General features: G+C 53.6%; 20 protein-coding genes. 7 read left to right on the forward strand and 13 right to left on the reverse strand.

What is annotated here, in order from left to right; translation table 11 throughout:
* Position 1 precedes the first annotated feature (1 nt).
* Positions 2-1,705, reverse strand: a complete 1,704-nt coding sequence (locus KU854_RS10685; RefSeq protein WP_218358548.1) for an extracellular solute-binding protein — start codon at positions 1,703-1,705, stop codon at positions 2-4.
* 166 nt (positions 1,706-1,871) lie between these two features.
* On the opposite strand from KU854_RS10685, the gene KU854_RS10690 reads away from it, so the two are divergent.
* Together KU854_RS10690 and iolG are read left to right on the forward strand one after the other, a co-directional pair.
* Positions 1,872-3,494 carry a GMC family oxidoreductase gene (locus KU854_RS10690; protein WP_218358549.1) on the forward strand — a complete coding sequence of 541 codons (1,623 nt, stop codon included), beginning with the start codon at positions 1,872-1,874 and terminating at the stop codon, positions 3,492-3,494.
* A 12-nt stretch (positions 3,495-3,506) separates the two neighbouring features.
* Positions 3,507-4,505, forward strand: coding sequence for an inositol 2-dehydrogenase (gene iolG, locus KU854_RS10695; protein ID WP_218358550.1), 999 nt, complete (start codon positions 3,507-3,509; stop codon positions 4,503-4,505).
* Positions 4,506-4,606: 101 nt separating this feature from the next.
* On the opposite strand, the gene KU854_RS10700 is transcribed toward iolG, so the two are convergent.
* Positions 4,607-5,608 carry a sugar ABC transporter substrate-binding protein gene (locus KU854_RS10700; protein WP_218358551.1) on the reverse strand — a complete coding sequence of 334 codons (1,002 nt, stop codon included), beginning with the start codon at positions 5,606-5,608 and terminating at the stop codon, positions 4,607-4,609.
* Positions 5,609-5,879: 271 nt separating this feature from the next.
* Between KU854_RS10700 and KU854_RS10705 the strand changes: the two genes are divergently transcribed.
* From KU854_RS10705 to KU854_RS10720, 4 genes are read left to right on the forward strand one after another with little or no spacing between them, the layout of a single operon-like run.
* On the forward strand, positions 5,880-6,836 hold the full coding sequence (locus tag KU854_RS10705) for an ABC transporter permease (protein WP_218358552.1): 957 nt from the start codon (positions 5,880-5,882) through the stop codon (positions 6,834-6,836).
* Complete coding sequence (locus KU854_RS10710; RefSeq protein WP_218358553.1) at positions 6,833-7,840, forward strand: ABC transporter permease; 1,008 nt, start codon at positions 6,833-6,835, stop codon at positions 7,838-7,840. The genes KU854_RS10705 and KU854_RS10710 overlap by 4 nt, the downstream gene beginning before the upstream one ends.
* Before the next feature lie 9 nt (positions 7,841-7,849).
* A complete protein-coding gene (locus KU854_RS10715) occupies positions 7,850-9,352 on the forward strand; it encodes a sugar ABC transporter ATP-binding protein (protein WP_218358554.1) in 1,503 nt (500 codons plus the stop codon).
* Positions 9,353-9,364: 12 nt separating this feature from the next.
* Positions 9,365-10,501 (forward strand): Gfo/Idh/MocA family protein, encoded by a 1,137-nt coding sequence (locus tag KU854_RS10720; protein WP_218358555.1) that lies wholly within the window; start codon positions 9,365-9,367, stop codon positions 10,499-10,501.
* Between the two features lie 9 nt (positions 10,502-10,510).
* Here KU854_RS10720 and KU854_RS10725 read toward each other — a convergent pair whose 3' ends face one another.
* From KU854_RS10725 to KU854_RS10735, 3 genes are all read right to left on the reverse strand, one after another.
* Positions 10,511-11,032, reverse strand: coding sequence for a DUF2058 domain-containing protein (locus tag KU854_RS10725; RefSeq protein WP_218358556.1), 522 nt, complete (start codon positions 11,030-11,032; stop codon positions 10,511-10,513).
* A 108-nt stretch (positions 11,033-11,140) separates the two neighbouring features.
* Positions 11,141-13,102: a RecQ family ATP-dependent DNA helicase gene (locus KU854_RS10730; protein WP_218358557.1), complete on the reverse strand. Its 1,962-nt coding sequence runs from the start codon at positions 13,100-13,102 to the stop codon at positions 11,141-11,143.
* Positions 13,103-13,206: 104 nt separating this feature from the next.
* Complete coding sequence (locus KU854_RS10735; protein ID WP_218358558.1) at positions 13,207-13,806, reverse strand: acyl-homoserine-lactone synthase; 600 nt, start codon at positions 13,804-13,806, stop codon at positions 13,207-13,209.
* Between the two features lie 262 nt (positions 13,807-14,068).
* Between KU854_RS10735 and KU854_RS10740 the strand changes: the two genes are divergently transcribed.
* A complete protein-coding gene (locus tag KU854_RS10740) occupies positions 14,069-15,031 on the forward strand; it encodes a hypothetical protein (protein WP_218358559.1) in 963 nt (320 codons plus the stop codon).
* 80 nt (positions 15,032-15,111) lie between these two features.
* Here KU854_RS10740 and KU854_RS10745 read toward each other — a convergent pair whose 3' ends face one another.
* The 8 genes from KU854_RS10745 to KU854_RS10780 all read right to left on the reverse strand — a co-directional run bounded on the left by KU854_RS10745 (position 15,112) and on the right by KU854_RS10780 (position 24,199).
* On the reverse strand, positions 15,112-16,278 hold the full coding sequence (locus KU854_RS10745) for a hypothetical protein (protein WP_218358560.1): 1,167 nt from the start codon (positions 16,276-16,278) through the stop codon (positions 15,112-15,114).
* Entirely contained in the window at positions 16,275-17,075 is an 801-nt protein-coding gene (locus KU854_RS10750) for an outer membrane lipoprotein-sorting protein (RefSeq protein ID WP_218358561.1), read from the reverse strand. Before KU854_RS10750 ends, KU854_RS10745 begins: the two co-directional genes overlap by 4 nt.
* Positions 17,050-19,383 carry an efflux RND transporter permease subunit gene (locus KU854_RS10755; RefSeq protein ID WP_218358562.1) on the reverse strand — a complete coding sequence of 778 codons (2,334 nt, stop codon included), beginning with the start codon at positions 19,381-19,383 and terminating at the stop codon, positions 17,050-17,052. The genes KU854_RS10750 and KU854_RS10755 overlap by 26 nt, the downstream gene beginning before the upstream one ends.
* A 169-nt stretch (positions 19,384-19,552) precedes the next feature.
* Complete coding sequence (locus KU854_RS10760) at positions 19,553-20,326, reverse strand: 4'-phosphopantetheinyl transferase family protein (RefSeq protein WP_218358563.1); 774 nt, start codon at positions 20,324-20,326, stop codon at positions 19,553-19,555.
* Complete coding sequence (locus KU854_RS10765; RefSeq protein WP_218358564.1) at positions 20,308-21,081, reverse strand: thioesterase II family protein; 774 nt, start codon at positions 21,079-21,081, stop codon at positions 20,308-20,310. The genes KU854_RS10760 and KU854_RS10765 overlap by 19 nt, the downstream gene beginning before the upstream one ends.
* Before the next feature lie 14 nt (positions 21,082-21,095).
* Positions 21,096-22,208, reverse strand: a complete 1,113-nt coding sequence (locus tag KU854_RS10770; RefSeq protein ID WP_218358565.1) for an alpha/beta fold hydrolase — start codon at positions 22,206-22,208, stop codon at positions 21,096-21,098.
* Positions 22,205-23,419: an FAD-dependent monooxygenase gene (locus tag KU854_RS10775; RefSeq protein ID WP_218358566.1), complete on the reverse strand. Its 1,215-nt coding sequence runs from the start codon at positions 23,417-23,419 to the stop codon at positions 22,205-22,207. The genes KU854_RS10770 and KU854_RS10775 overlap by 4 nt, the downstream gene beginning before the upstream one ends.
* Positions 23,420-23,437: 18 nt before the next feature.
* Positions 23,438-24,199 (reverse strand): 2-oxo acid dehydrogenase subunit E2, encoded by a 762-nt coding sequence (locus KU854_RS10780; RefSeq protein WP_218358567.1) that lies wholly within the window; start codon positions 24,197-24,199, stop codon positions 23,438-23,440.
* Positions 24,200-24,203: the final 4 nt, after the last annotated feature.

Here is a 24,203-nt window from a genome sequence, read left to right on the forward strand (position 1 = left end):
GTTACCGCTCCCCCAAGGCTTCAATACGTTGCTGCGCCCGGGATAAAGCGTCATCCACGCTCAGTATCCCACGCAGCATTTTGTGAATTTCTTCCCCCAGAATCGCCACGATCTGGTTGAATTCCGGCACCGGTGGTCTTGGCCAGTTTTGGATTTCTCCTCGCCGCTCCAACTCATCAACGGTTTCAAAAATATCGCTGAACTGCCTGACCTCGGGGTCGGCGCTGGTTGAAAAGCGTGGGCTCGAAAAACTGCCATTTAAGGTGTACCACTTCATCAAATCCGGGCGGGCGAGATACGTCATCATTTGCCAGTTTTTCTCCAGCCTGTCTTCCGCCAGGTTTGTCGGTATCACCAGCGAAAAGCCGCCAATCGGCGAAACGGGTTTCACCCCAAGCTTTGGCGGATTGACGGTATAGCCCACCTTCCCATGTGCCTCGCACCCTTCATTCATCTCAAACATGGCGGCGCGAATCGACCAGCCATAGGTCATGGCGGCCTTACCTTCTGAAAACAGGCGGATGCGCTGATCCCAATTGCACTGCAAGCTCGACGGGTGGGCGTATTTCAGCAGTGCCATCAAAAACTCCGCCGCCGCGCGGCCACCTTCACTGTCTACCCTTGGGCGCAATTTCTGGCTTTCGATCTCTTCAACCGTAAAATCATCACCGATTTTGGGTAGGTCAATCACCGGCTGGCCGAACGACGCCATGGTCTGCATAAAGGTGTGGGCCACCGGTGTCCCTTGGGCGCAGTTGAGAATGATGCTGTACATATCCGGTTTGATGTTATGCAGCGCTTTGGCACATTCCAGCAAGGTTTCCGTGCTGGAAGGAGGAACAAGACCCAGTGATTCAAACAGATCTTTGCGATAGAAAAGCAGCTCTGCCGTTGGCTGGATCGGAATGCCGTACTGCTCGCTGCGGTATGACGATCCTTTCCACGCCGAGGTGTGATAGTCACTGTAGCGATAATTGGTCTGTTCAATAATTTCGGTCAGCGGGCGGATTATCCCGCCTTCGACAAATTCGCCAAACCAGGGCAGATCCACCGCCATGATGTCGTAGCGCGAATTGGGCAGCTTGGCATTTTCAATCACTTCATCGTGCAAGGCATCCAACGAAAGATTGACCACTTCCAGCTTACCGCCACAAAACTCGTTGAGGTTGCGCGACATGTCACTCAGGGTTTTAAACGTCGGGTCGGAGGGACAAAGAATGCGGATCACCCTGTCATAGCCAATCCCTTCTTCCATCACGCTTGGATAGGGGATCAGGCGAGATCCCATATAGGATGCACCGAAGTAATAGTCGTTTTCCTCACGACTCTTGCTATAGCCACCCTGACTGAAGCCAAAGGTGTGCCCCACCAGTGACTTTAACCGGTGCGCGTACTCTTCAAACTCCGCAATCATTTTTTCGGTGGGATGGAACGAGAAGGACTTTCCCGTCCGGGTTCTGGCGCGTTTTAGCAACATGCCTTCGTCGATCAACTCGCCAATCCTTCGCATCGCAGTGGCATAAGGCACATTGGAAGCCATGGCGATGGAGGTGATGGTCAGCAGCTTTCCTTCGAAATGCCGTCGGATCACAAAGGCAATGATGTTCCAGCGAGCATCGGTCAATGAAAGGTTATTTCCGTCTTCAACCAGTTTTCTTGTGGACTCGGTAAAGTCCAGAATTCTCAACAATTCTTCGCGGGTCATCCCTGCCCCTCATACTACGAATCGAGTTATCAGTATAAACATTGAGCTCAGCTTGCTTTTCTCGATAGTGAAAGAATATCCATTTTGGACAGAAACACACCGGTGCCCCTCCAACGGGTGTGAAAAACTCAGAAGGTTCATTCATGGTTTTCAAGGAGGGAAAAATATGGCGCAGGAACAGACTGATTTTGTTGTCGTTGGCGCAGGCTCGGCAGGTTGTGTTGTCGCTGGCCGACTCAGCGACGCAGGATACAAGGTCGTATTACTGGAAGCGGGCGGGAAAGACACCAGCCCCTGGATCCATATTCCAATGGGTTATGCCAAGCTTTATGCCAATCCTGCCGTTAACTGGTGCTATGAGAGCCAGCCAGAGCCACACCTGAACAACCGCCGGTTACATCAGCCACGCGGTAAAGTGCTGGGTGGAACAGGCTCTATCAATGGCATGATCTACGTGCGCGGCCAACCGCGGGATTTTGATTTGTGGGAAGCGGGTGGCTGTGAAGGCTGGAGTTTTGACGGTGTTCTGCCCTACTTCAAAAAGTCTGAGCATCAGGAGCGCGGCGCCGATAAATTCCACGGTGTAAACGGGCCGGTCTGGGTGTCTGATTTGCCCTCCACCCATCCGATTGCCGATGCATTCAATCAGGCGTCCGTGAATCTCGGCGCACCGGAAAACCCGGATTTCAATGGCGAAACCCAACGCGGCACCGGTTATGTGCAGGTCACGACAAAAGAAGCCAGACGCTGGAGCACGGCGGCGGCGTATCTTCGTTCCAACCTTGGGCGAAACATTGATGTTCGCACCCACGTCACGGTTAAACGCATCGTGTTGGAGAATCAAACTGCGACTGGCGTGGAGTACCTCGATAAGCAAGGGAAAACACACACCATCAATGCATCCAGAGAAGTGATTGTCTGTGGTGGCACGTTTAATTCTCCCCAACTGCTCGAGCTTTCAGGCATCGGCGATACCGCGCATCTGGAAAGTGTCGGCATCACACCCAAGCACCATTTACCCGGTGTGGGCAATAACCTTCAGGATCACTTCGGCATTGGGCTGGAGTACAAATCTACCCAACCGCTGACAGTGAACGACCTGGCCAACAGTCCGCTTAAAGGCGCACTGGCCATGGCACAGTATCTGCTGTTCCGCACCGGCCCCATGGCCAGTAATGGTAATTACTCCAACACCTTTATCAGTACCACGGGCGATGATGAACATCCGGACATGATGATCACCTTTATGGCGTGGTGCACCGGGGAAGATCTGCAACCGCGCAAGTTTTCCGGCTTTACCATTTTGCCTGAGCATATCCGCCCCGAATCCCGCGGTTTTGTGCACACACAGTCTGCCAGCCCAAATGATCCACCCGCAATCCAGTTCAATTTCCTCTCTACACAGTATGATCGCGACGCGGCGATTGCCGGTCTGCGCCACGCACGGAAAATTGCGGCAACAGAGCCGATGAAGCAGTTTGTGGCCGAGGAAATCAATCCAGGCATTCAGTATGAAAGTGATGAAGAGTTACTGGCGCACTGCCGGGAATCTGGCCTCTCGCTGCTCCACCCTGTGGGCACCTGCAAAATGGGCGTGGATGAGATGGCCGTTGTTGACCCAAGGCTGCGGGTGCATGGCCTGAAATGTCTGCGCGTGATTGATGCTTCTATCATGCCAACCATCGTTTCCGGCAACACCAATGCTGCAACCATCATGATTGGCGAAAAAGGTGCCGCCATGATCCTGGAAGACGCGCTAGAAACCGTTCATCAGGCCACGGGGCGATAAAGGAGGGGAATCATGCTGAACATCTCAATCATCGGCGCAGGGCGTATGGGTGACATCTACGCCCCAATCATCGCCCAGCGCCCCGACACCCGAATCCGCTTTATCGCCAGCCGCTCGCTGGCGTCAGCGAAAAAACTCACCGACCAATATGGCGGCACACCCAGTGATAACATCGCAGCCGCGATTGCTGACAACGAAACCGACGCGGTGATCATCTGCTCACCCACCACCACGCACCTTGAATACATCACCCTCGCCGCAAGGGCGGGGAAACCTATCCTGTGCGAAAAACCGGTGGATTTGAATGTCGGCCGCGTACTCGCTTGCCAGGTTGTACTGGATGAACACCCTGTGCTGTTTGGGGTGGGTTTCAACCGACGCTTTGACCCAGCCATCGATCAGCTAAAACGGAGGGTACAACAAGGCGATATCGGCAAGCTCAACATGTTGCTGCTGACCAGCCGTGATCCTGCACCACCGCCACTGGAATACCTTAAAAAATCTGGTGGCTATTTCTGCGACAGCACCATTCATGATATCGACCTTGCCTGTTGGATCTCCGGCGAGACGCCGTTTGAGGTGTATACCGCTGCAAGTTGTATGGTAGACCCTGCCATTGGTGAGCTGGGCGATGCCGATACCGCGATGACTACCTTGCGCATGCCAAGCGGCTTGCTGGTTCACATCAACAACAGCCGCCGCGCCGTTTACGGTTTTGACCAGCGTATCGAGGCGTTTGGCGATAAAGGCATGCTGCAAACGTTGAACCATACCGAGCATACGCTCCAGCAGTTTTCTGCTGACGCAACACACAGCCAGCCGCCATTGCAGCACTTTTTCCTGGAACGCTATGCAGAGTCTTTCCGTCGTGAAGTAGACGATTTCATCCATGCCATTACCCAAAACTCAACAACCAGTGCAGGACTTTCTGATGGATTACTGGCGTTGAAAATTGCCCAAACCTGTCAGGCTTCGTTCGAACTGGGAAAAAGCTTACCCTTCGACGCATGACTCCTTCCCTCCACCATCAATACTCGCATTCAAATCTCGAATGATAACCACAAGAAAGGGCCCTTTCGGGCCCTTGAACGCGTTTCTGACCGGGAAGCGGTTTACCAGTCAGGTCGCTCAAACTGACCGACGTTATCCGCCTGAATCTTCGGCGTTTCGATCTGGCTGATTGCTGGCACCTCAATACCGTTAGCAACTTTCACCGCCGTCTGGATAGCAAGGATGGCATCATCAACCGGCGATTGCTTGTTCGAGCCGGTTTCCCAGCCAGACTGGATAGCATCCCAGCCTTCACCGAACAGATTACAGGTTACCACTTTCACTTCACCCGGCTTTTTGCCTGCACCCTGCAGCGCGGAAATCACGCCGAGACCCATGCCGTCATCAAAGGCGTACACGCCATCAATTTTGTCACCATACTTGGTGAGGAAGGTTTCCATCACGGTCTGGGCTTTCTCACGGTTCCATTCCGCCGTCTGGCTATCGAGGATTTCAATATCCGGGTAGGCATCTTCCATTTTATCGAGGAAGCAGTTCTTACGCAGGATAGACACGGTGTAACCCGGTGTACCTTCTACCACCACCACATTGCCTTTGCCGTCGAGGGAATCCCCCAGCATTTCGGCCGCTTGTTCAGCCTGGGCACAGTCATCAGGGCCAGTGTGCGCCGCAATGTAGCGACGCCCTGCCTCACCGATGGGCGAATTGGACGTGATAACAGGAATATTGGAGCGCGATGCCTGACGCACTGCCGGGATCAAGGCGTTCTGCGAAGTAGGCCAGAGCACAATGACATCGAGGTTTTGCGAAACCATGTCCTGGATCTGGTTAAACTGAGTGGCGGGATCACCTTGCGGGTCCATTACCGTGGCTTTCAGCCCCAGCTCTTTGGTGTATTTCTCCGCTGTTTCAGCGTATTTGGCCTGATAAGCGTTAGAGCCAGGGTATAAAACAGTGATGCCAATTCGGGTTTCTGACAGCGGCTTTTTCAGCTCCCCTCCCAGCCAATCCGGTGCTTCCTGAGCCGCAAGCGAACCCGCAACAAAAGGAACAAGGAGCAAGCTCGCAGAGAGCAGGCGCGTTCTAAGCGTTTTTACAGTCATAATACCTCCATTGTTGACTGTCCATGAGCCAGGTAACGGCTCAGCTACCGGCGGAAAATGAAGTTCAAATATTTGGCCGGACTCGCTATTAACCTTTTACTCACCCCTCATGTTTTACAACCAGAGAAATATCCAAAATGGAGATTCTTGGTTTTACGCCTTCAATGTCCAATTTGGACTTTTTTTAAGGGATAGCCCTGCCTTCATGTCATAACATCATAAACAGATTGTTAAATTTATGATCAAACACTAGCACAGGGAGGGTTGCCTTATGGCACAGACAGTGTCATCCCATCTGATCAGAAAGAATGGATTGCTTATCGCGTTTGTTGTTTTTCTTATCGCCGTGGCGTTCAGCGCCCCAAGCTTCATGACGCCCGGCAACGTACTCGACGTTATCCGGCAGGTTTCTATCACAGGGATGATCGCCATCGGCGTGACGTTTGTTGTGATCACCGGGCGGCTTGATCTCTCTGTCGGCAGTATGCTGACCTTACTCACCGTGATGGTCGTTGACCTTCATAACCAAATCGGTCCGACAGCGGCGATTTTAGTCACCTTGCTCACTGGCATCTTTATCGGCGCGGTTAATGGCGCACTGGTTGGCTTTCTCAAACTCAATGCCCTGATTGTCACCCTTGCCATGCTTTCCTTTTTACAGGGCGTCACCCTCTTCTACTCCGGCGGTTCAAATGTCAATGTCGCCAACGCGCAGGAAACCTGGTTTGCCTTCTTTGGACGGGACAACATGCTGGGCATACCCGTGCCGGTCTGGATATTCCTCGCTTTCGGCGCACTGGCTGCATTTGTGCTCCGTCGCACCCGCTTTGGGCGTACTGTGTTCGCTGTTGGCGGAAACGAAACCACCAGCGTCTATTCCGGCATAAGCGCTTCTTTTACCGTGTTCTGCACCTACATTATTTCCGGCCTCGCAACAGCAATTGCCGCCATCATCATGGGCAGCCGTGTCATGGGGGCGCAAAACACTATCGGGCAAGGTTATGAACTCACCGTGCTGGCGGGCATCATCCTTGGCGGTACCTCGCTGATGGGCGGTTCCGGCAGTATCTGGCGTACCGTGATTGGTATTTCCATGCTGGGCTTTATCCAGAACGGTTTATTGCTTCTCGGTTTTCCTTATTACGTCCAATGGCTGGTGACATGGAGTGTCATTATCTTCGCTGTCTGGGCTGACCTGGCCGCGCAACGCGGGAGGGTGCTGGCATGAGTTCAGTTGACAACACGACGACGCCATCCACCCAAAAACGCAATGGAGATGCAGCGATGAAGAACCATCACTTGTCCACGGCTGGACGCATGCTGGCTCGCAACCATATCTGGCTGTTTCTGTTACTGGCCATGGCGACCTTTTCTTTTGCTTCGCCTTACTTCCTGACAGTGAACAACCTCAGCAACGTTCTGACCCAATCCGCCTTCATCGGCATTCTGGCGGTGGGGATGACACTGGTGATGATCAACGGGGAGATAGACCTTTCCGTCGGCGCTATCCTTGCCCTCGCCTGCGCATTGGCAATTGGTCTGCAACCGGACATTGGCGTTTGGCCTGCGGTGTTTGTTGCTCTGTTGAGCGGCGCCCTGCTTGGGCTGCTCAACGGCACACTGGTGGTGTTGTCCGGCATGCACTCATTTATCGTCACCCTTGGGGGATTGATTGGTATCCGCGGACTGGTGTTTATCTACACCGGCGAGAATGCCCTGATGGTGCAGGATTTCAGCTACACCGAATACCCTGAAATCTACCTTGGCCCCATTTCCATCACCGCGATGATTTTCCTCGGGCTGACGTTTGCCTTGCAATGGATGCTCTCCCACACCCGACACGGCCGCGAAGCCTATGCCATCGGCGACAACATTGAAGCCGCCCACGAAGCGGGGATCCAGGTAAAACGTCATAAGGTGATCAACTTTGTCCTGTGCGGCACCCTGGCCGCCATTGCGGGAATACTGCTTTCCATGCGCCTCGGCACTGCGGAACCAAATGCGGGCAGGATTTGGGAGCTGTGGGCGATTATCGCCGTGGTATTGGGGGGAACCCGTTTACAGGGCGGTTACGGCAGTCTCTGGAAAACCCTTGGCGGCGTGCTCACGCTGGCAGTGCTCCAAAACGGGCTGCGATTGCTCAACACACCGAATTACATCGAATTGATGGTGATGGGAAGCGTGCTGGTGCTGGCATTGCTGCTTGACCGTCTGATGCTGGCGAAAAAATAGGGATTTACGATGACTGACAAGGAAAATCTGCTCGTCCTCAATGGGATCACCAAACGGTTTCCCGGTGTTACCGCGCTTGATGGCGTCAGCTTTGATATCCGGCCGGGCGAAGTCCATGCACTGGTGGGCGAAAACGGCGCGGGGAAATCCACCCTGATGAAAGTGCTCGCGGGTATCTACCAACCGGAAGAAGGTGAAATCCGCCATAAAGGCGAAGCCGTCAAACTGCCAACACCACGGGATGCGCTTGAGCGCGGGATCTTGCTTATCCACCAGGAGCTGTCGCTGTCGCCAGAACTTTCAGTGGCGGAAAATATCTTCCTTGGTGCCTGGCCAACCAATGCACTCGGTGTGCTCCAGGTGGGAAAACTCAATAAAGATGCGCAGGCCGCACTGGATTTGCTCGGCTGCGATTTCACGGCCGATACCCGAGTGGGTGACCTCACCATTGCCCGCCAGCAAATGGTGGAAATCGCGCGTGTGCATGCATTCAAAGCCAACATAGTGGTGTTTGACGAACCAACCGCATCGCTGACCGATTCAGAAAAAGACCAGCTTTTTGCCACCATCAATACCCTGAAGTCCCACGGTGTGGGGATTGTGTATATCAGCCACAAAATGGATGAGATCTTCCAGATAACCGACCGTATCACTGTGCTGAAAGACGGCAAGATACAGGGCACGTTGCTGACAAAAGATACCAATGCGCAGGAGATCACCAGCAAAATGATTGGCCGCACGCTGGATCAGTATTTTATCCGTGCCAAAGCCAACTTCGGTGAGGAAGTGTTGGGGGTCGACAAACTGGCTGTCGAAGGGCTGTTTGAAGACATCAGCTTTTCAGTGCGCACCGGTGAAGTGCTTGGCCTGTACGGACTGATTGGCGCAGGTCGAACCGAAATCGTTGAAACCATTTTCGGCATCAGGAAAAAAGACGCCGGGGAGATCCGCTTTTCTGGCGAATCCGTCTCTTTCAATTCAGCCCGCGAAGCCATAGACAAAGGGCTGGCGCTGGTGCCGGAAAGCCGTAAAGAACAAGGACTGGTGCTCAATATGGGCGGACAGGACAACATTACCCTGCCCCATCTGAAAATGGTGTCCAATGCAGGAATCATGGATGAAAAGCGCGAAAAGGAACTCTACCAGCGTTACCAGTCACTGCTCGAAATCAAAACCACCGGCCCTGATCAACCCGTATCCAACCTCTCCGGCGGTAACCAGCAAAAGTTTGTGCTCGCCAAATGGCTCTGCGCCAATCCCAAACTCATCATCCTGGATGAGCCTACCCGCGGCATTGATGTCGGCTCAAAATCAGCCATTCATGAACTCATCGCAGGGCTCGCCGAACAAGGGTTGGCGGTGATCGTGATTTCATCTGAAATGCCCGAAGTGATTGGGGTCAGCCACCGCATACTGACCATTGCGGAAGGCCGTATCGCCGGTGAATTTACCGGAGATGACATGACCGAAGAAAACCTGATTAACGCTGTGTCACTGCGCGAACTGGCATAACGGAGAAACAACATGACCAAAGCTGTTTTAAATATTGGCCTGGTTGGTTCAGGCTTTATGGGGCGCTGTCACGCCAACGCATTCCGTTCGGTGGGAGGCTTGTTCGATCTGCCGTTCGACATTCACCTGCATACCCTTGCTGATGTCGATGATGAAACCGCCACTTTGCAGGCACAAAAGCTCGGGTTTGCCCATTCAACGGGAAGCTGGGAAACCCTCGTCGACAACCCGGAAATCGACGTGGTTGCCATCACCGCGCCCAATGCCCTGCATGAAGCTATTACGCTCGCCGCCATTAAAGCAGGCAAGCATGTGTATTGTGAAAAACCCCTTTCCACCACCTGTGATTCAGCCAAACGCATGACGGAAGCGGCAGAGCAGGCAGGTACGACCACGCTGGTCGGCTTCAACTTCCTGCGAAATCCCCTGATCCACTATGCAAAATCACTGATTGAAAGCGGTGACATTGGCGACGTTATCAGTTTTCGCGGCAGGCACGCCGAAGACTACATGGGCAATTCCGAATCCCCCCACTCATTCCGCACCGATCCCGATGGTGGCGGCGCACTGGCAGATATCGGCAGCCACATTGTTTCCATGGCGCGTTTTTTAGTCGGCCCTATTACCAACGTGAATGCCGTGACTGAAACCGTTCATAAAGAAAGGCCGGTAAAACCGGGAAGCAGCGAAAAACGCCCTGTGTTGGTAGACGATGTTGCCCATGCGCTGCTGGAATTTGGTAATGGTGCAACCGGCAGCATTGATGTCAGCTGGATGATGACAGGCAGAACCATGGATTTGTCGTTTGAAATTACCGGCACCCAAGGGGCGATTCAGTTCAGCCAGGAGCGGATGAATGAGTTATTGGTGTGGACGCGACAAGGTGGGGATGGAAACGGCGGATTCAGGAAAATCGAGACAGGTCCAGCGCACCCGCCATACGGGAATTTTTGCCCAGCTCCGGGGCATCACCTGGGGTTTAACGATTTGAAAGTGATTGAGGTTGCCGAGCTGATGGAATGCATCGAGCAGGGCAAACCTCATTACACCGGTTTTCGTGAAGGTTACGAAGTGCAGTGCACCATTGATGCCATGCTGGCTTCTGCCAAACAAAACCAATGGATAGATGTGAACCGCTTTATTCAGTAAGGCGGCGGCTTACCACATCAGATCATCAGGGATCTTAAAGTCCGCGTATGGATCGTCTTCGTCCATCGCCTGCTCATCCACGGTGTTGTTCAGGACGATGGTCGATTCATCACGCTGGGCAATTTTGTCTGCCACCACGCCCGGTACAATCGCATAACCTTCACCATCACGGGCAATCGCCAGACGGCCATTAACCAGTTGGTCTTGCGTTGCTTTGTCGACATAAATTTTCTTCACCAGCGTGCCGTCAGTGAAGTTGTAGCCGATATCGCCGTCTTTGCGGTCAATCTTGTTCATTTCAACAAGTTGCTTCACCTGTGCAGCAATCGCCTTTTTCTCTGCTTCCAGCTGCTTCTGGCGGTTCAGTTCCTGATCCTGGGCAACCTGTGCGGCACGTTTTTCTTCAACTGCCGCTTTGGCTTCTTTTGCCAGGGTACGCGATTTCTTCGAGCTCTTACCGGCCTTCTTCATTTTCTTTTTGTCGATAAGACCAGCCTGAAGCATCTGTTCTTGAAGGGTTAGCTTTGCCATTTTAACTCCGTAGCGGGTTTACATTTCCCGTTTGTTGATGCCGCGGATCATACCATCGACGCTGCACTGTACCTATGCGAATACAAACTTTTGTGCGCCGGAAACAGGCTAAATTGACAGCGATTGAACCTGCTTTTTCACTTCGTCAAAGGGGTAAGCCGAAAGCTTGCCAAATCCTTCCATTTTCCCGGCGCGTAACCGGGTAGTCAGTGGTGTGGCAATGCCGCAAAGAAAGCGCGTCGCCGCTTCAGCAGACACAGCCACGCCCTCTTTCAACGCTGCGTCCATCAGAGGCTGTATCAATCGCTGCAACATCGCTGGTTCGACGCTCTCTTGAGCGCTCGCCTTTGGCAAGCGCGCGATATTACCGCGACAGACAGAACAGTGGCCGCATTGCGCTGGTGCATGTTCATCCGCGAAATAGGCCGCCAGGCGATGGCTCAGGCAGGTATCGGTTTCAAACAGGGACAACATGGCATGAACGCGGTTGATTTCCGCCTCTTCCTTGGAAAGGAACAAAGCATGCATTTCCTGACTCAGTTGCTGCGCCTGCTCACCCTGACAGGCCTCAAGACGGTTCACGCGGTAAACATCCATCATCTGTTTGCTTTCAAGCGCTATCCAGCCTTTGTCTGCAAAGTAATCCAGCGCAGTAACCGCCCGTTTTCTTTCTGCGCTGAAGCCTTGCCAAAGCGCATCGAAGTCAACACTGTGCCAAGTGCGGGATTTTGGCGAACACTGGAAAATCGCCTCTACAAACTGCCGTCTCTCGCCATCAAACTGGTTCAGTATTTGCTCAGCGGATACCAGCATTTTGAAGCGATAATCGGCGAAATAGCTGAACTGAGGTTCGATAATGCCCGCAAGTTCAAGGTAAACCAGCAAGGTTTTAAGTGGCAACTGGCGTACGTTACTCTCTCGGGATAGCCGGGTGAGCATCACTTCCCAGGGTTTGCCCGCCGGTGTTGCGCCAATTTCATCAATCACTGCACGAATGGCGATAAGATCCGGTGTGTCGCCGAAGACAAAGTTTTCCAGCACACTGACAGACTCACGATTGGCGAGCACAGAACAGACTGACGGCTGGCCATCACGCCCTGCCCGCCCAATCTCCTGACTGTAGTTCTCCACGGATTTCGGCAAATCGTAGTGGATCACCGCGCGGATATCCGATTTGTCCACGCCCATCCCAAACGCAATGGTCGCCACAATGCAGTTGATCTCCCCGCGCATGAAGGCGTTTTGGATCCGCTGGCGGTCTTCACTCGCCATGCCCGCGTGGTAAGCCTGTGCGGCAACACCCGCCGCTCTGAGCTTTCCTGCGACACTTTCGGATGTCTGCTGCAAGGTCACGTAAACAATGGTCGGTTGGGGAAACGGCACACTATGAATCAAGCTCAGCAAAGCCTCATCTTTTTCCTCTTCCCTGCAAGGAAGCACGTTGAGATCCAGGTTATGGCGATAGAAGCCCGTCACTTCCACGTTCTCTGACGCAATGCCGAACTTGTTGCGCATATCGTCGATCACCTGCGGCGTTGCAGTAGCAGTAAGCAGCAAGACTTGGGGAATATTGAGCTGGGTGCGGTAGGCAGGAAGTTTCAGGTAATCCGGACGGAAGTTGTGCCCCCATTCCGAAATACAGTGCGCTTCATCCACCACCAGCAGGGAAATCGGCACCGAGGAAATAAACTGACGGAAGCGTTCGTTTTTCAGACGCTCCACAGAAATCATCAAAATCTTGGTTTCGCCTGCTTTCACCGAGCGCATCACTTCACGCGATTCGTCATAAGTGAGGGAAGAGTCAATCGATGCCGCTGCAATCCCCTTTCCACGCAGAAAATCGAGCTGATCTTTCATCAGCGCCAGCAATGGAGAAATCACCAGCGTAAGATGAGGCAGATGCAGGGCAGGAAGCTGATAACAAAGTGATTTGCCCGAACCGGTGGGAAAAATAGCCGCCGCCGAATGCCCTGCCAGCACGTTCTCGACCACACTTTGCTGACCACCGCGTAATCCGTCAAAACCGAAAACATCTTTGAGTGTTTTTAAATACGCGGTGCTTGCTTGCATGTGGTGCCTCAATCTGGAATTCAAAGTCAGTGGTAGTCTATACCTAAACGACCTGAATATGCTCGCATTCAGAGGTCACCAATGCGTTCAATTTGAGGCAAATCTTACGAGTCCAGCTTTCTACCTTGCAGATTCAGGGATTCGTCCACTTCCAGCCAAAGCGCCACTGAGCGCTCTTTGCCCACTTGCAGGGATTTTCCATCTCCCATCCGGCGCATGGTCAGCCCCAGAGAGCGCAGCATGCGTTCGCAACCTACTGTGGTGACCAGTACATAGGCGCGGATATTATTCTCTTGGGCAAAATCGTAAAAGGAGTGGATGAGGGTCAGGGCGTTGGTACCGAACCAACCGGCAGAAGCCTCGCGGTAGCTTTCTTTTGCCGTGGTGAAGCGGGAGATTTCCCAGATGTCGTCTTCCATTGGCGCGGGCTCGCCTTGCAGGAGTTGGGGGAAAACATCTTTCAACATATAGCGCCCCTGCGTCGGCAGTGCACGCCAACAACCAACCACATCATTGTTCTGCCCTTTCAACGCCACATAGCTGGCACCACTGCGGTCAAAATCATCACATTCCATTTGCTCGGTCGAGGTCACTTCCCAGCCCAGTCGCTCCAGAAAGCTGCGGTGACGAAGGCGAAAAATCTCATTAACAACAGTTTGGTTAGCACGTTGCGTTTCAGGTGTCAGGGTAATGAGCTGGTTCATGGTCTCTTCCTTTTAACCGTTTTGGCGGTCCATCAAATGAATGTTGTCGAACGGGTTAAAAGTTATGGAAGTTCGGTAGCCTTGGTTAGCTGTTGAAAATGACAGCCTCCACCACAACCAGTTTATTTGCTTGAATTTAAATATAAAAATCACATCACTTTCAAAAACTGTCACTTCTTACAGTCGCCACCACCCGCAGCATTTTCTAACATCGCGCTACAACACTAAACATCGTGCTACGACACCATGAGGACAAAGACTTTTGGAAACTCAACACGTCTGCGGTACATCAGCGCGGGTAAGAACTGAAGTAACCATGCCCGATGAACTGGCGTTAGCCATTGACAGGGCATTGGCCCTATCCAACCGGGCGGGTATTGCATGGATATTGGTTGAAGGTAACAGGATAGTTGCCAGCCATCGCTGCTTTGCAGGTGAAACTGTGTTAAGTCCGCGTCAATTCTGCGCAGACAATGACAACGAACGCAGATTGTATCTTTCATCCCCGCCGCACCGCTTTTCCTATACTGCCGGGCAACTTCAAGAAATCGCGTATTGCTGGAACATCAGCCAAATCTGCTACCCAAATGTCTCTTCAAAATTAGGTGATGCGCTGGGTTTGGAAGCCCTTGAAATTCCTGGCGTATTGATAGAAACCTATCCAATGGCGAGGGCAAATGAATCGCTGTTCTTTGGCCCGGCGGCCATACAGCGCCTTAAACGGCCCTGGACAACCTGCTTTATCTCGATGAACAGCAAAGGACAAGGGGTGGCGTACCGCCATTTCCTTTCCGGTTTCGGCGCAGAATCAACCCTTCGCCATTCGGTGATCAGGAACGCGGTGCTCGCTATTCAGGAAGAAGACGAAAGCCAAAAAGCGGAAATCCAACAGCATCTCAAAGAATGCTGCACTATTACCGTGCGCTCAGACAAAGAGCTGTCGGCGCTGCAAAGCAAACTTGCCCTTGGCAAACAGAGCACCTTGGTGACGCTGTGCGACTACACCTTTTTCTGCCAGCTCGCGGAAAGCAACCTTATTGATGAGTGCGCTGTTTATGTCGCCCTGACCAAGCTCTCTCCCAGCCAGCAATCTTCCGCGGCAAACGATGACATCATGCCATCGGCACCAACACTGGAGCATTGGAAAGTCACGGCGACACAAGCCTTTGAGGCCGGCGTTCTCATCCAGATGCGGCGCAAAAGTGACAGCCTGATCCTCAGTTAAAATCTAAATACCCAACAGACAAAAACACCGCCGGGAAAGGCGGTGTTTTTGCTTGGCCAATGGATGCCAGAACAAGCCAGTCAGAAGTAATAGTGAAAGGTCAGGCTTAACCCGTCTTCCCGAGCCAAATCCTGTAGCTGGATATCCGCGCTATCCGGATTGAATATCCACCCCACCACTTCCAGCGTGCTTTGCTCACCGACACGTTGGCTATACTCAGCGCGCCAGATTTGGCCGCTGTTGGAAGTATCAAGATATACGCCCGCCAACAATTCCGACGAACTGGCATTGTTGAATCCGACACGGGTTGCCAAAAACAGATCCCGGTTTAGGGCAGTGTCCGCATCTTTTCCCCGTTCATCCCAGTTGTATTCGAGTACCGCGCTGACTTCAGGGCTGTCAAAGCCGGAAACCAAGGTATATTCCAACCCGGCCACCGCTGCGGAAAAGTCCTGGCTCAGTCCATTGGTATACAGGTACTCGGCTTTAAGCAAGGTGTTCTCAAGGGTCAGTTGCGCATCAAAACCAAACTGGTTGGCTTTGGAGTATTGGGGGACTAACGCGGTAAAATCAGCATTTGGCACCAGAGACGGCGCACGGTTGATGCCATGAAAACCGAACAGGTTCAAATCCAGATTGTCGATAATGGTGCTCCAGCGCACTGCAATGTCGTTGGAGGTTTCCGATGCACCGGCGAGGTAGATTTCATCGTCTACCACCGGCAGGCTGGTGCGGATCCGCCCATCTGGGCTTGGATAGTTTCTGGGACGGAAGAATGGCAGATACATGACAGTCAGGCTCGACGCATCAAACAGATAACTGGCAGACACCATGGGCTGACCAAAGCGGGTTTCCATATCAAAATCGTAGGTGGTATCAATTTGGTTAATGATATTCACCAAATGGTTGGACTCTGCAACGCCCCAAAAAACCGTATCGATACCCGCTTTCAGCTGCCAGTTTTCGGCAAAATAGATCCAGTAAAGCGCCGAAAAATCCAGTTGGCTCCGGTTGTCGTCCATGCTGTCTACCCGCCCGACCGGATTGATCACCAGCTCCTGGTTATCCGTTAGGGGCACAATCCATTTGGCATCAAAGCCCGCCAGAAACTGGTTCTGATCCTGCCCTTCAAACTGGCCGCTATGGGTAAATCCCCGGTACTGGAGCAACAGTTCATATTCTTGCTCAACAGCGCCGCAAAGCGGCGCTGTCAGCAGAGAAAAGAGTAAAGTTAACGACCCTTTCACCGCTTCACACTCCTTGAGAACTGCGCTTGGCGAAATTCCCCTGCGCGGAATGAAGGTGAGAAATCGATATCCTCGACCGTTAACACTGTGCTTTTCCCTGTCTGTTCGTTGACCATATCCATCACATGGGCACGCCAGAATTTGTCTTCGTACAGGCGGTAATCATCCAGCGTCAGGGTTTTCAGCAGTGCGTTACGGCGGTCATAAAACTCCACCTTCTGTAAGCGGAACGCCTCTTTATCAATCCAGTTAACCAACTTGGTGTAACCGGTGAATTCATAGCGGGGTGTTGCTTCAAGCACATAGCAAGTCAGCTCGCCGCAAGGCGCATCCGGCAGCAGTTTGTAATCATATTTGGCCACTTCAAACGAACTGAGGTCTTCATAAGCAAACTCACTGCCCACAAAAGGCCCTGACTTGTTGGCCGATGAGATTCGTTTCACCCGCTTCAAAGCCGGAAGGTAAAGCCACTGGTCATCGGAGTCCTCAATTTTGCTATGCACCAGCAAACTGGTGCCGCGAATATCAAAGGGTTCTTCAAACACGGTAATGCTCTGGTCGCCCTCTCCCTTGCGCTCCAGGGTTTTCACCTCCAGCTTGCGGGTACTTTCATCGCCCTGGGCGTTGCGGAGCGTCATTTCCATCATCGAAAGCGTACTTCCCCAACCTGAATCTTTGTCCTTGCGCGTTTGCGCCACTTCGTCTGCGGTTAACGCCGCCATGGCTGTCGCAGGCAGCAGCACCGCAATCATCAGCGCTGCATGGCTCGGTTTAAACATTGCTTTGTGCAGTTTCATGGAGTCTCTCCTTAACAGGTTTAGGGTGGCGATCGAAGATCATCAGCAGGGTCGGCAGCAATATCGCATCCAGGATCAGTGCGATGGTCACGATAAACACCGTGATATAGCCAAGGTCGATATTGAGTTTGTAATTTGAAAGGGTCAGGACAGCGAAGCCCAGCGCCAGCACCACGGTGCTCGTGAGCATGGCTTTACCGGCCGTTGTGAAGGCATGGACGATGGCAGTTTCTGTGGCTGCGCCCTGCTTGCGCCTGTCGTGATAGTGCGTCAGAAAGTGAACCGTATCGTCCACCACAATGCCCAAAGTAGCCGCGCAGACAATCGACATTCCCATGTTGATGGTGCCATCAATCAGTGTCCACATACCAAAGCCCGCAAGCACCGGCAGAACATTCGGCACCAGGCTTACCAGCGCCAGACGCCAGGATCGGAGGCTGATGCCAATGACCAGCGAAATCAGCACAAACGCCAGAATGGAGGCTTTGACCATAGAGTCCATATTGGTTTCGCTGATATGGGCAAAGATCAGGTAAGGCCCGGCGCTTTGCACTTTGATTTGGTCGTTGAGGAAAGCAACCTGATTGTGGATCCGCTCTTCCAGACCAACAATTTCCGACGATGGGATATTTTTCAGCGTCAGTAACAGGCGTGTGGAGGATTTGGAGACATTGATGATGTTGTTCAGATCCAGCCCATAAGGCAGGGACATTTCGTACAACAGCAGGTATTGCGATGCCAGCTCCCTGTCCTGAGGCAAGGTGTAAAACGCCGGATCGTCGCCGTTCATGTTTTTGTTCAGGCGCTTGAAGACATCGGACAGCGAGACAACGTGGTCAACTTCCGGCTGATCACGGAGCCAGTCTGTGAATGTCCCCAGCGTTGCCAGAAATGCCGGGTTGCTGATCCCGCCGTCTTCACCGGTATCAAGGGCAACTTCGACATAGGTCATCCCTGAATGGTTCTGTTCAACATAGTCAGCGGTTTGCCGGATAGTGGTGTCTTTGGAGAAATACTGAATTGGTCTGTCATCCAGTTCGTTCATCGGCGCGAGAGCAACCAGTCCGGCACTGACAAGCAATGTCACCGGCAGCAACACGCGGCGGTTGGCAATAATGCGTTCAGCCATTTGCTCCAGCCAGGCGGCCGGTTTGCTTTTGGGTTTCACTTTGGCGGGGATCAAACGCAGCATGGCTGGCATCACGGTCAGTGCCAGCAACATCGCCAACATGACACCGAAAGCAACCAGATTGCCCAAATCCCGGATTGGCGGCGCATTGGACCCGTTCAGGGTCAGAAAGCCTATCGCCGTGGTCACTGATGTCAGTACAACCGGACGTAAATTGGTGTAGAAACTTTGCGATGCCGCCTGCGTCCTGCCCAGGCCTTTTTGCAGTCCCGCCCTGAATACCCCGACGATATGGATACAATCAGCCACGGCCAGCGTCAGGATCATCACCGGCGCATTAATGGTGGCACTGGTAATGGGAATGCCCACCCAACCGGCAAAACCCAGCGCGCCGACAATACTGAAAATCACCACGACAAACGTGCCGACAAAGGCGCCCACCGAACGGAAAAGTAACGCGCTCACCACCATAATGATAAGTAACATCAGAGGGATAAGGGTTGAGCCATCTTTTGCCGTTTCATCTCCGAATGCCCGGTTCACCGCCAGCATACCGGCAATCCGTGTGTCGATGTCCGGATAAGCTTGGTCAAACTTCTCTTTCAGTGACAGGGCGTAGTCAGTGACGGCGCGGACATGTTTATCCGCATCGCTCTGGGGCGTCTGAACCGTGACATTTACCATAGTCAAACCGCCATCGCGGGCGACTACCCGCCCCAGCAGCGTCGGCTCCGTCATGGCAACGCGGCGCACTTTATCCGCCATATCCGGCGAAATGCTCACCTTACCGGGCAACAAATCCCCCACATACAGGTCGTCGCCATCGGCTTCCGAATACTGGAAATTGGTCAGCGAATCAACGCGGGTGGAAAACGGAGTTTGCCACGCCTGCTCGGTCAACCAACGCACCGCATCCAGGGTTTCCGGGCTGTAGATATCACCGTTTTTCGGCGTAAGGACAAACGCCACGTTGTCATTGCGGCTGAATGTTTTCTCCATCTGGTCAAACTGGTTCAGCTGGACGTTGTCTTTGTCGAAATAGACGCGGTAGTTGGAGCGGATTTCCAACGATTGAAGACCGGCAAACGCCAGCAGGAGTAGTGGAATGATGAGCGCGAGTGTCAGCCAGGGACGTGCCGCTGGCCAAACCACCTTCGCCCCGGAATCGGACGGTTTCATGGGTAGATCCTTCTTTATCAGGTGTAGGAAAAGCCTAACGTCCGGCCGGTTTTGGCGGTACTGTCCCATCTGACAGGGTGTGGGGTATTTGCTGGCGGGAATGGTAGAAAAACAAAGGCGCGAAGACGGATTCACACCCATTCTTCACGCCTTTGTCAGAGGGCAAATTTTACTTATTCGTAGCGAGATATAAAGTAGCCACAGCCAGTTGCCGCAATGGCGAATCACTGGATTTTTTGGCATCAAGGATCAGCGCAAACAGCACAGTATGGCGAACTGGGTTTCCGTTCTCGCCGTCAGCCACAAACTGCAAGGCTTGCTGGCCAATATCTATCCCCACCAACCTGGCTCGGGTGAAACTGAGCCTCTCCCCCGGTTCACTGAACGCTTTGAACAGGGTTTCTTTGGCCGAAAAGACCAAAGTGACCGCCAGTGAGAAGTTCAGGCCGCTTGCACGCACCACCTCTTTTTCTGTTTCTGACAAGACAAATCGGCCAAGACCCTGCGCCTGTTTTTGCCCCACCTTGAACTCCACGTCAGTACCGAGACAAACCCCCTCTCCCGCGCCGGCAACCACTGCCAATGCCAGCTCACCGCTGTGGCTGATTGACCCTGTGATATCGCGGTGCCACGCTGGCCTGCCATCCGCGTTGCGGCCAATTCCCTGGGGCGCGAGATGCGACAAGGCAACGGTTCCTTGTGAAGCAGCGGCAGCGCACAGACGCCCCGCCAGATAATCCTGACGCCGTTTAGGGCACCAGTTTTCGGCCTCATCCAGATCGGCAAAATAGTGTGCGAAGTCGCGGTGTTCGAACTTCGCCCGGGTAAAGCGCCCTAACACTAAGGTCACTGGCAGACCGTGGATGGCACCATTGTGCAGCGACAACTGGATAAACGACGATGTGCCGCGCGTATTGGCTGTCATCAGCCGGCTATTTTCCATCTTCTTTGCTCCACCTCTTTGTGCACCGAACGCAGGTTATCAGCGACCCATTCCGGGTCTGTGCGAATAAAAAAGTGTCCGGTATCCAGTGTGCGAACCGCCGTCGGTGGCTCGAAATGCTGCTCCCAGCTTTGCAACGCCGCTGACGTGACAAAGGTGTCCTGAGTCGCGCCAAGCACCAACGCCGGATAACGATAACGGCGGTGACAAACGTTATGACTTTCACAAAGGGATAAGTCCGCGCGGATCACCGGGAGGATCCATTGGGTGAGAATGTTCATGGACACCTTCATTCCGGCAAAGCTCTCAAACCCGTGCAGGTACTCCAGCATGGTCTCATCGTCCATCTGCTCATTCGGGATAAACGGATAGGCCAGCGAAGGCGCTCGCTGGGCGGCGACCACTAGCAGTTCTGCCGGTTCACCTCGTTCAGCCAACGCTTTTGCCAAAGACCAGGCAAACCACGCCCCCATGCTGTGACCGTAAATGACGACACGAAAGCCCGCCAATGCGTCGCAGGTTTCATCCAGAATGGACTGTGACGCTTTGGTAAAGCAGGTAATAAACGGCTCGCCGCGCCTTCCGTCCCGCCCCGGAAACTCCACCGGCACCACGTGATAGGGTTCGCCAAGCAATGACTCCAGCGAGGCATAACTTGCGCCACTTCCCCCCGCAAAAGGAAAACAAACTACATTTACTTTTTCCGGGTGTAATGCCCTTCCCAACCACGAACCTGCGCGTGTTCTCGCTGCCATTCTCAGCCCTCCTCTCAACCCGCTTGAATTACCGTATTCCGATGCGCCCATTCCGCACCGGCTTTGCGCCCTTTGCGACGAACCAGGGTATCGGTCAGGCCGCTGAGCCAGGAAAGTTTCGAGCCTTTGACCAGATCAGACGCAATCCAGGCGGCGGTGAGTGGCAAATGGTTCGGCGCACCGTGAATATCGTCCACTTTCAGGATTTGGTTTCGCGGCACGTTTGCGCGTATCGCCTCCATATCGCTGAGGGGGATAATTTCATCACGGCTGCTGGCGAGATAATTCACTTTGGCCGGAAGCTGTCCAAGCGCGGCAGGTGTGAGTCCCCAGCCCGAGAGCCTTGGTTTTACTTCATCACGCTCGCAGCCAAGGATGTGTGCCAGGGTGTCGTAGGTAATGTCCGGTACTGGCAGTGTGTCTGCTGCCTGTGAGAAAAAGCCCGACACCGGCGCGCCCACCGTAGTGATGCTTTTAATGGCGGGCATTGTCAGTGCGGCATTCATGGCAAGGTGACCGCCAAAACTGAACCCAATCACTTTCACGCAATCCGTGTTGGCGCGTCCATTCAGGCGGCGGACTATCCGGCGGAACAGTTGGCTGTCAGAGGCATCGTAAGGCAGACCGTTTTCGCCCACACCAGGAAGCTCGGTGACGACAACGCAATAACCCAGCTTTTTAGCCATCCGCAACAAACGGTGCCACTGCTCTTTAATCGACACAATGCCACCCAGCACAATCACCACTGGCTTGTTGCTGTCCAGCCCTGTGGCATAGCAGCCAAACCCCGGGGAGGAAAACCGCCAGTATTCTGCATCCGGCACGTCCTGTGTCAGCCATTCACGGTAAATGTGCTGACAGCGTTTCAGTGCCTGCAGGCGCACCGGATCACCGGCGTAGGGAAAGCGGGCAAGATTGAACAGCTGAACGGCAGTAGGCAGGTCGCCGTCAATGACCGCGCGTTCAGCCAGGGTCACCAACACCTTCGCCCAGCTTTGTTTATCGCCACAACGGTCGTTGTCGATGTTGTAGAGGGCAAAATCGAGCAGCCTTTCATCCAGATTCTGTGCGCGGCCATGAAGGCGCGCGAACGCCTTCAATTCAGCCACATCGTGCTGTCTGTTCATACCGCTTTCCCCGCTGCCAGCATGCGCTGACGTTTATAGGAAATCTGGTTGAGAATATGGTGCTGCATAAAGCGCAGGCGGTTCAGGATGAAGTAGTAAGCACGGCGCGCGCGCAGCAGTCCCTTGGAATCGGTACAGAGCAGCTTTTCCTGACGCTGCTGCATCTTGGTCACGAAATCCACCTGTGGCTGGCGCTCGGCCTGGAACTGGCGAATAAACGCGGTGTCCACCGGCTGGCTGCTTAGTACCTTCTCGGCCAGCATGGGTGCCAACGTCATAGCATCCTGAATGGCGATGTTGACACCCTGCCCCAGCAGCGGCGTCAGCGTGTGGGCAGAATCACCAATCATCACCAGACCATCTTTGCCCCACAGCGGCGCTTTGGAAGTGAAGATATCGAGCAGGTGCAAGTCTTTCCAGCCATCAATGTGCTCACGCATGTGGGCACCCAGCTCTGGGTTAACCTCATCCACCAGCTCATAAAATGACTCAATGCCCTGTTTCTTCAGCGCAGCAAAGCCACCTTTAGGAATATTCACGCCAGTTCGGTACTCGTTCGGGAAAGATGGCAACAGGATCACGTGCTGGGCACCATTGAGCAGGATGTAGTATTTGTGTTTGTCCCAACCTTCCGGGATTGGGATTTTGCACCAGATGACATCCCGATCCTGTGGCGTTTTGTTGTAGGGCACCGCGGCTTTATCACGCACTTTGGAGTAGCGGCCGTCAGCGGCGATCACCGCACTGGCGAACAGGGATTTGGTTTCCCCACCTTCGCGGTAAGTCACGCCCACCACACGGTCTTCCTGTTCAATCACATCATCAAACGCCGCGCCGCGGATCAGGGTTGCATTGGGATAGTTCTGCAGTTTTTCTGCCAGCGCATTGAGAAACACAGGCTGGGGCACATCGATAACAAACTTATGCTGGTAGGGCATTTTCTGGTAATCAAGGCTCAGGCGGCGGGTGTCGCCCTCCCACACTTCCAGCTCTTTGGTCACCATACAACCGTGTGCCTCAATGGCGCCGGAAATGCCCAGTTCGTGGAAAATGCCGACGGTATCTGGCTGAATTGACTCACCGCGAAATGAACGCTCGTAGGTCTTTGCCGCTTCCAACACAGTGACATTCACACCTTTTTCCGCCAGTTGTACAGCCAGCACCAAACCTGCCGGGCCACCACCTACGATGCATACTTGTGTCTGTTCCATGGTCTTTCTCCTTAAAAGTTATCCTTTGAGGGACTCAAGTCCCTGCTTGAGGTCTTGCAGCAGATCAGCGGCTTCGGCGCCGTCAATCACGCGATGATCAAAAGCCAGTGTCAGCGGTAACATGTCACGGCAGACAATGGCGCCGTTTTCTACCACGGCCTTACTCTGGATTTGTCCCACCCCCAGGGTGACAGATGCCCCGATCTGGGGAATAAAGTGCCCGACCGGACGGTGCCCCAGCGAGGTCACCGCAAATGAACCCTGCAGTTTGTGTTTGGTTGCGGGGTTGTTCATCAACTTGCCAAACAACCAGCGTCCAACCGGCACCGGCAAGGACTGGAGCTTTTTCAACTGCGGAAACTCCGGCCAATGCGCAAGGGGCGTGCGCTTGAGCAAGTCTACCTCGGCCTGGATCTGTGCCAGCGATTTGGTGTCTGCATGGCTGACCATGCCCGCTCCCACACACCGCACGCCGTCAATCTCTTTATCCAGCGAAAACTTGCCGTGCACAGCGGGAAAGCGGTGAAACTTGGGACGCCACTTCCCGGTTACAACCCCGTTTGCCATGGGGTGAGCAGACAGCGCCCTGCCGGTGGCAAACATCACCATGGCGACCACACCGGGCACCTCTGCATCCGGCTTGGCCTTTGCTTTCTCTCTCAGTGCCTGCATTGCAGTGGCATCCACTTCTGTAGAGAGGAATACCGGACGGTACTGGCTCGACTGGTCGAGAAAATAGAGCGTATGTCGCCGGGAATTCGGAAACGCTGCGCTGTTCATCCTT

Source organism: Enterovibrio paralichthyis (genome assembly GCF_019209835.1).
GTDB classification, from domain to species: domain Bacteria; phylum Pseudomonadota; class Gammaproteobacteria; order Enterobacterales; family Vibrionaceae; genus Enterovibrio; species Enterovibrio paralichthyis.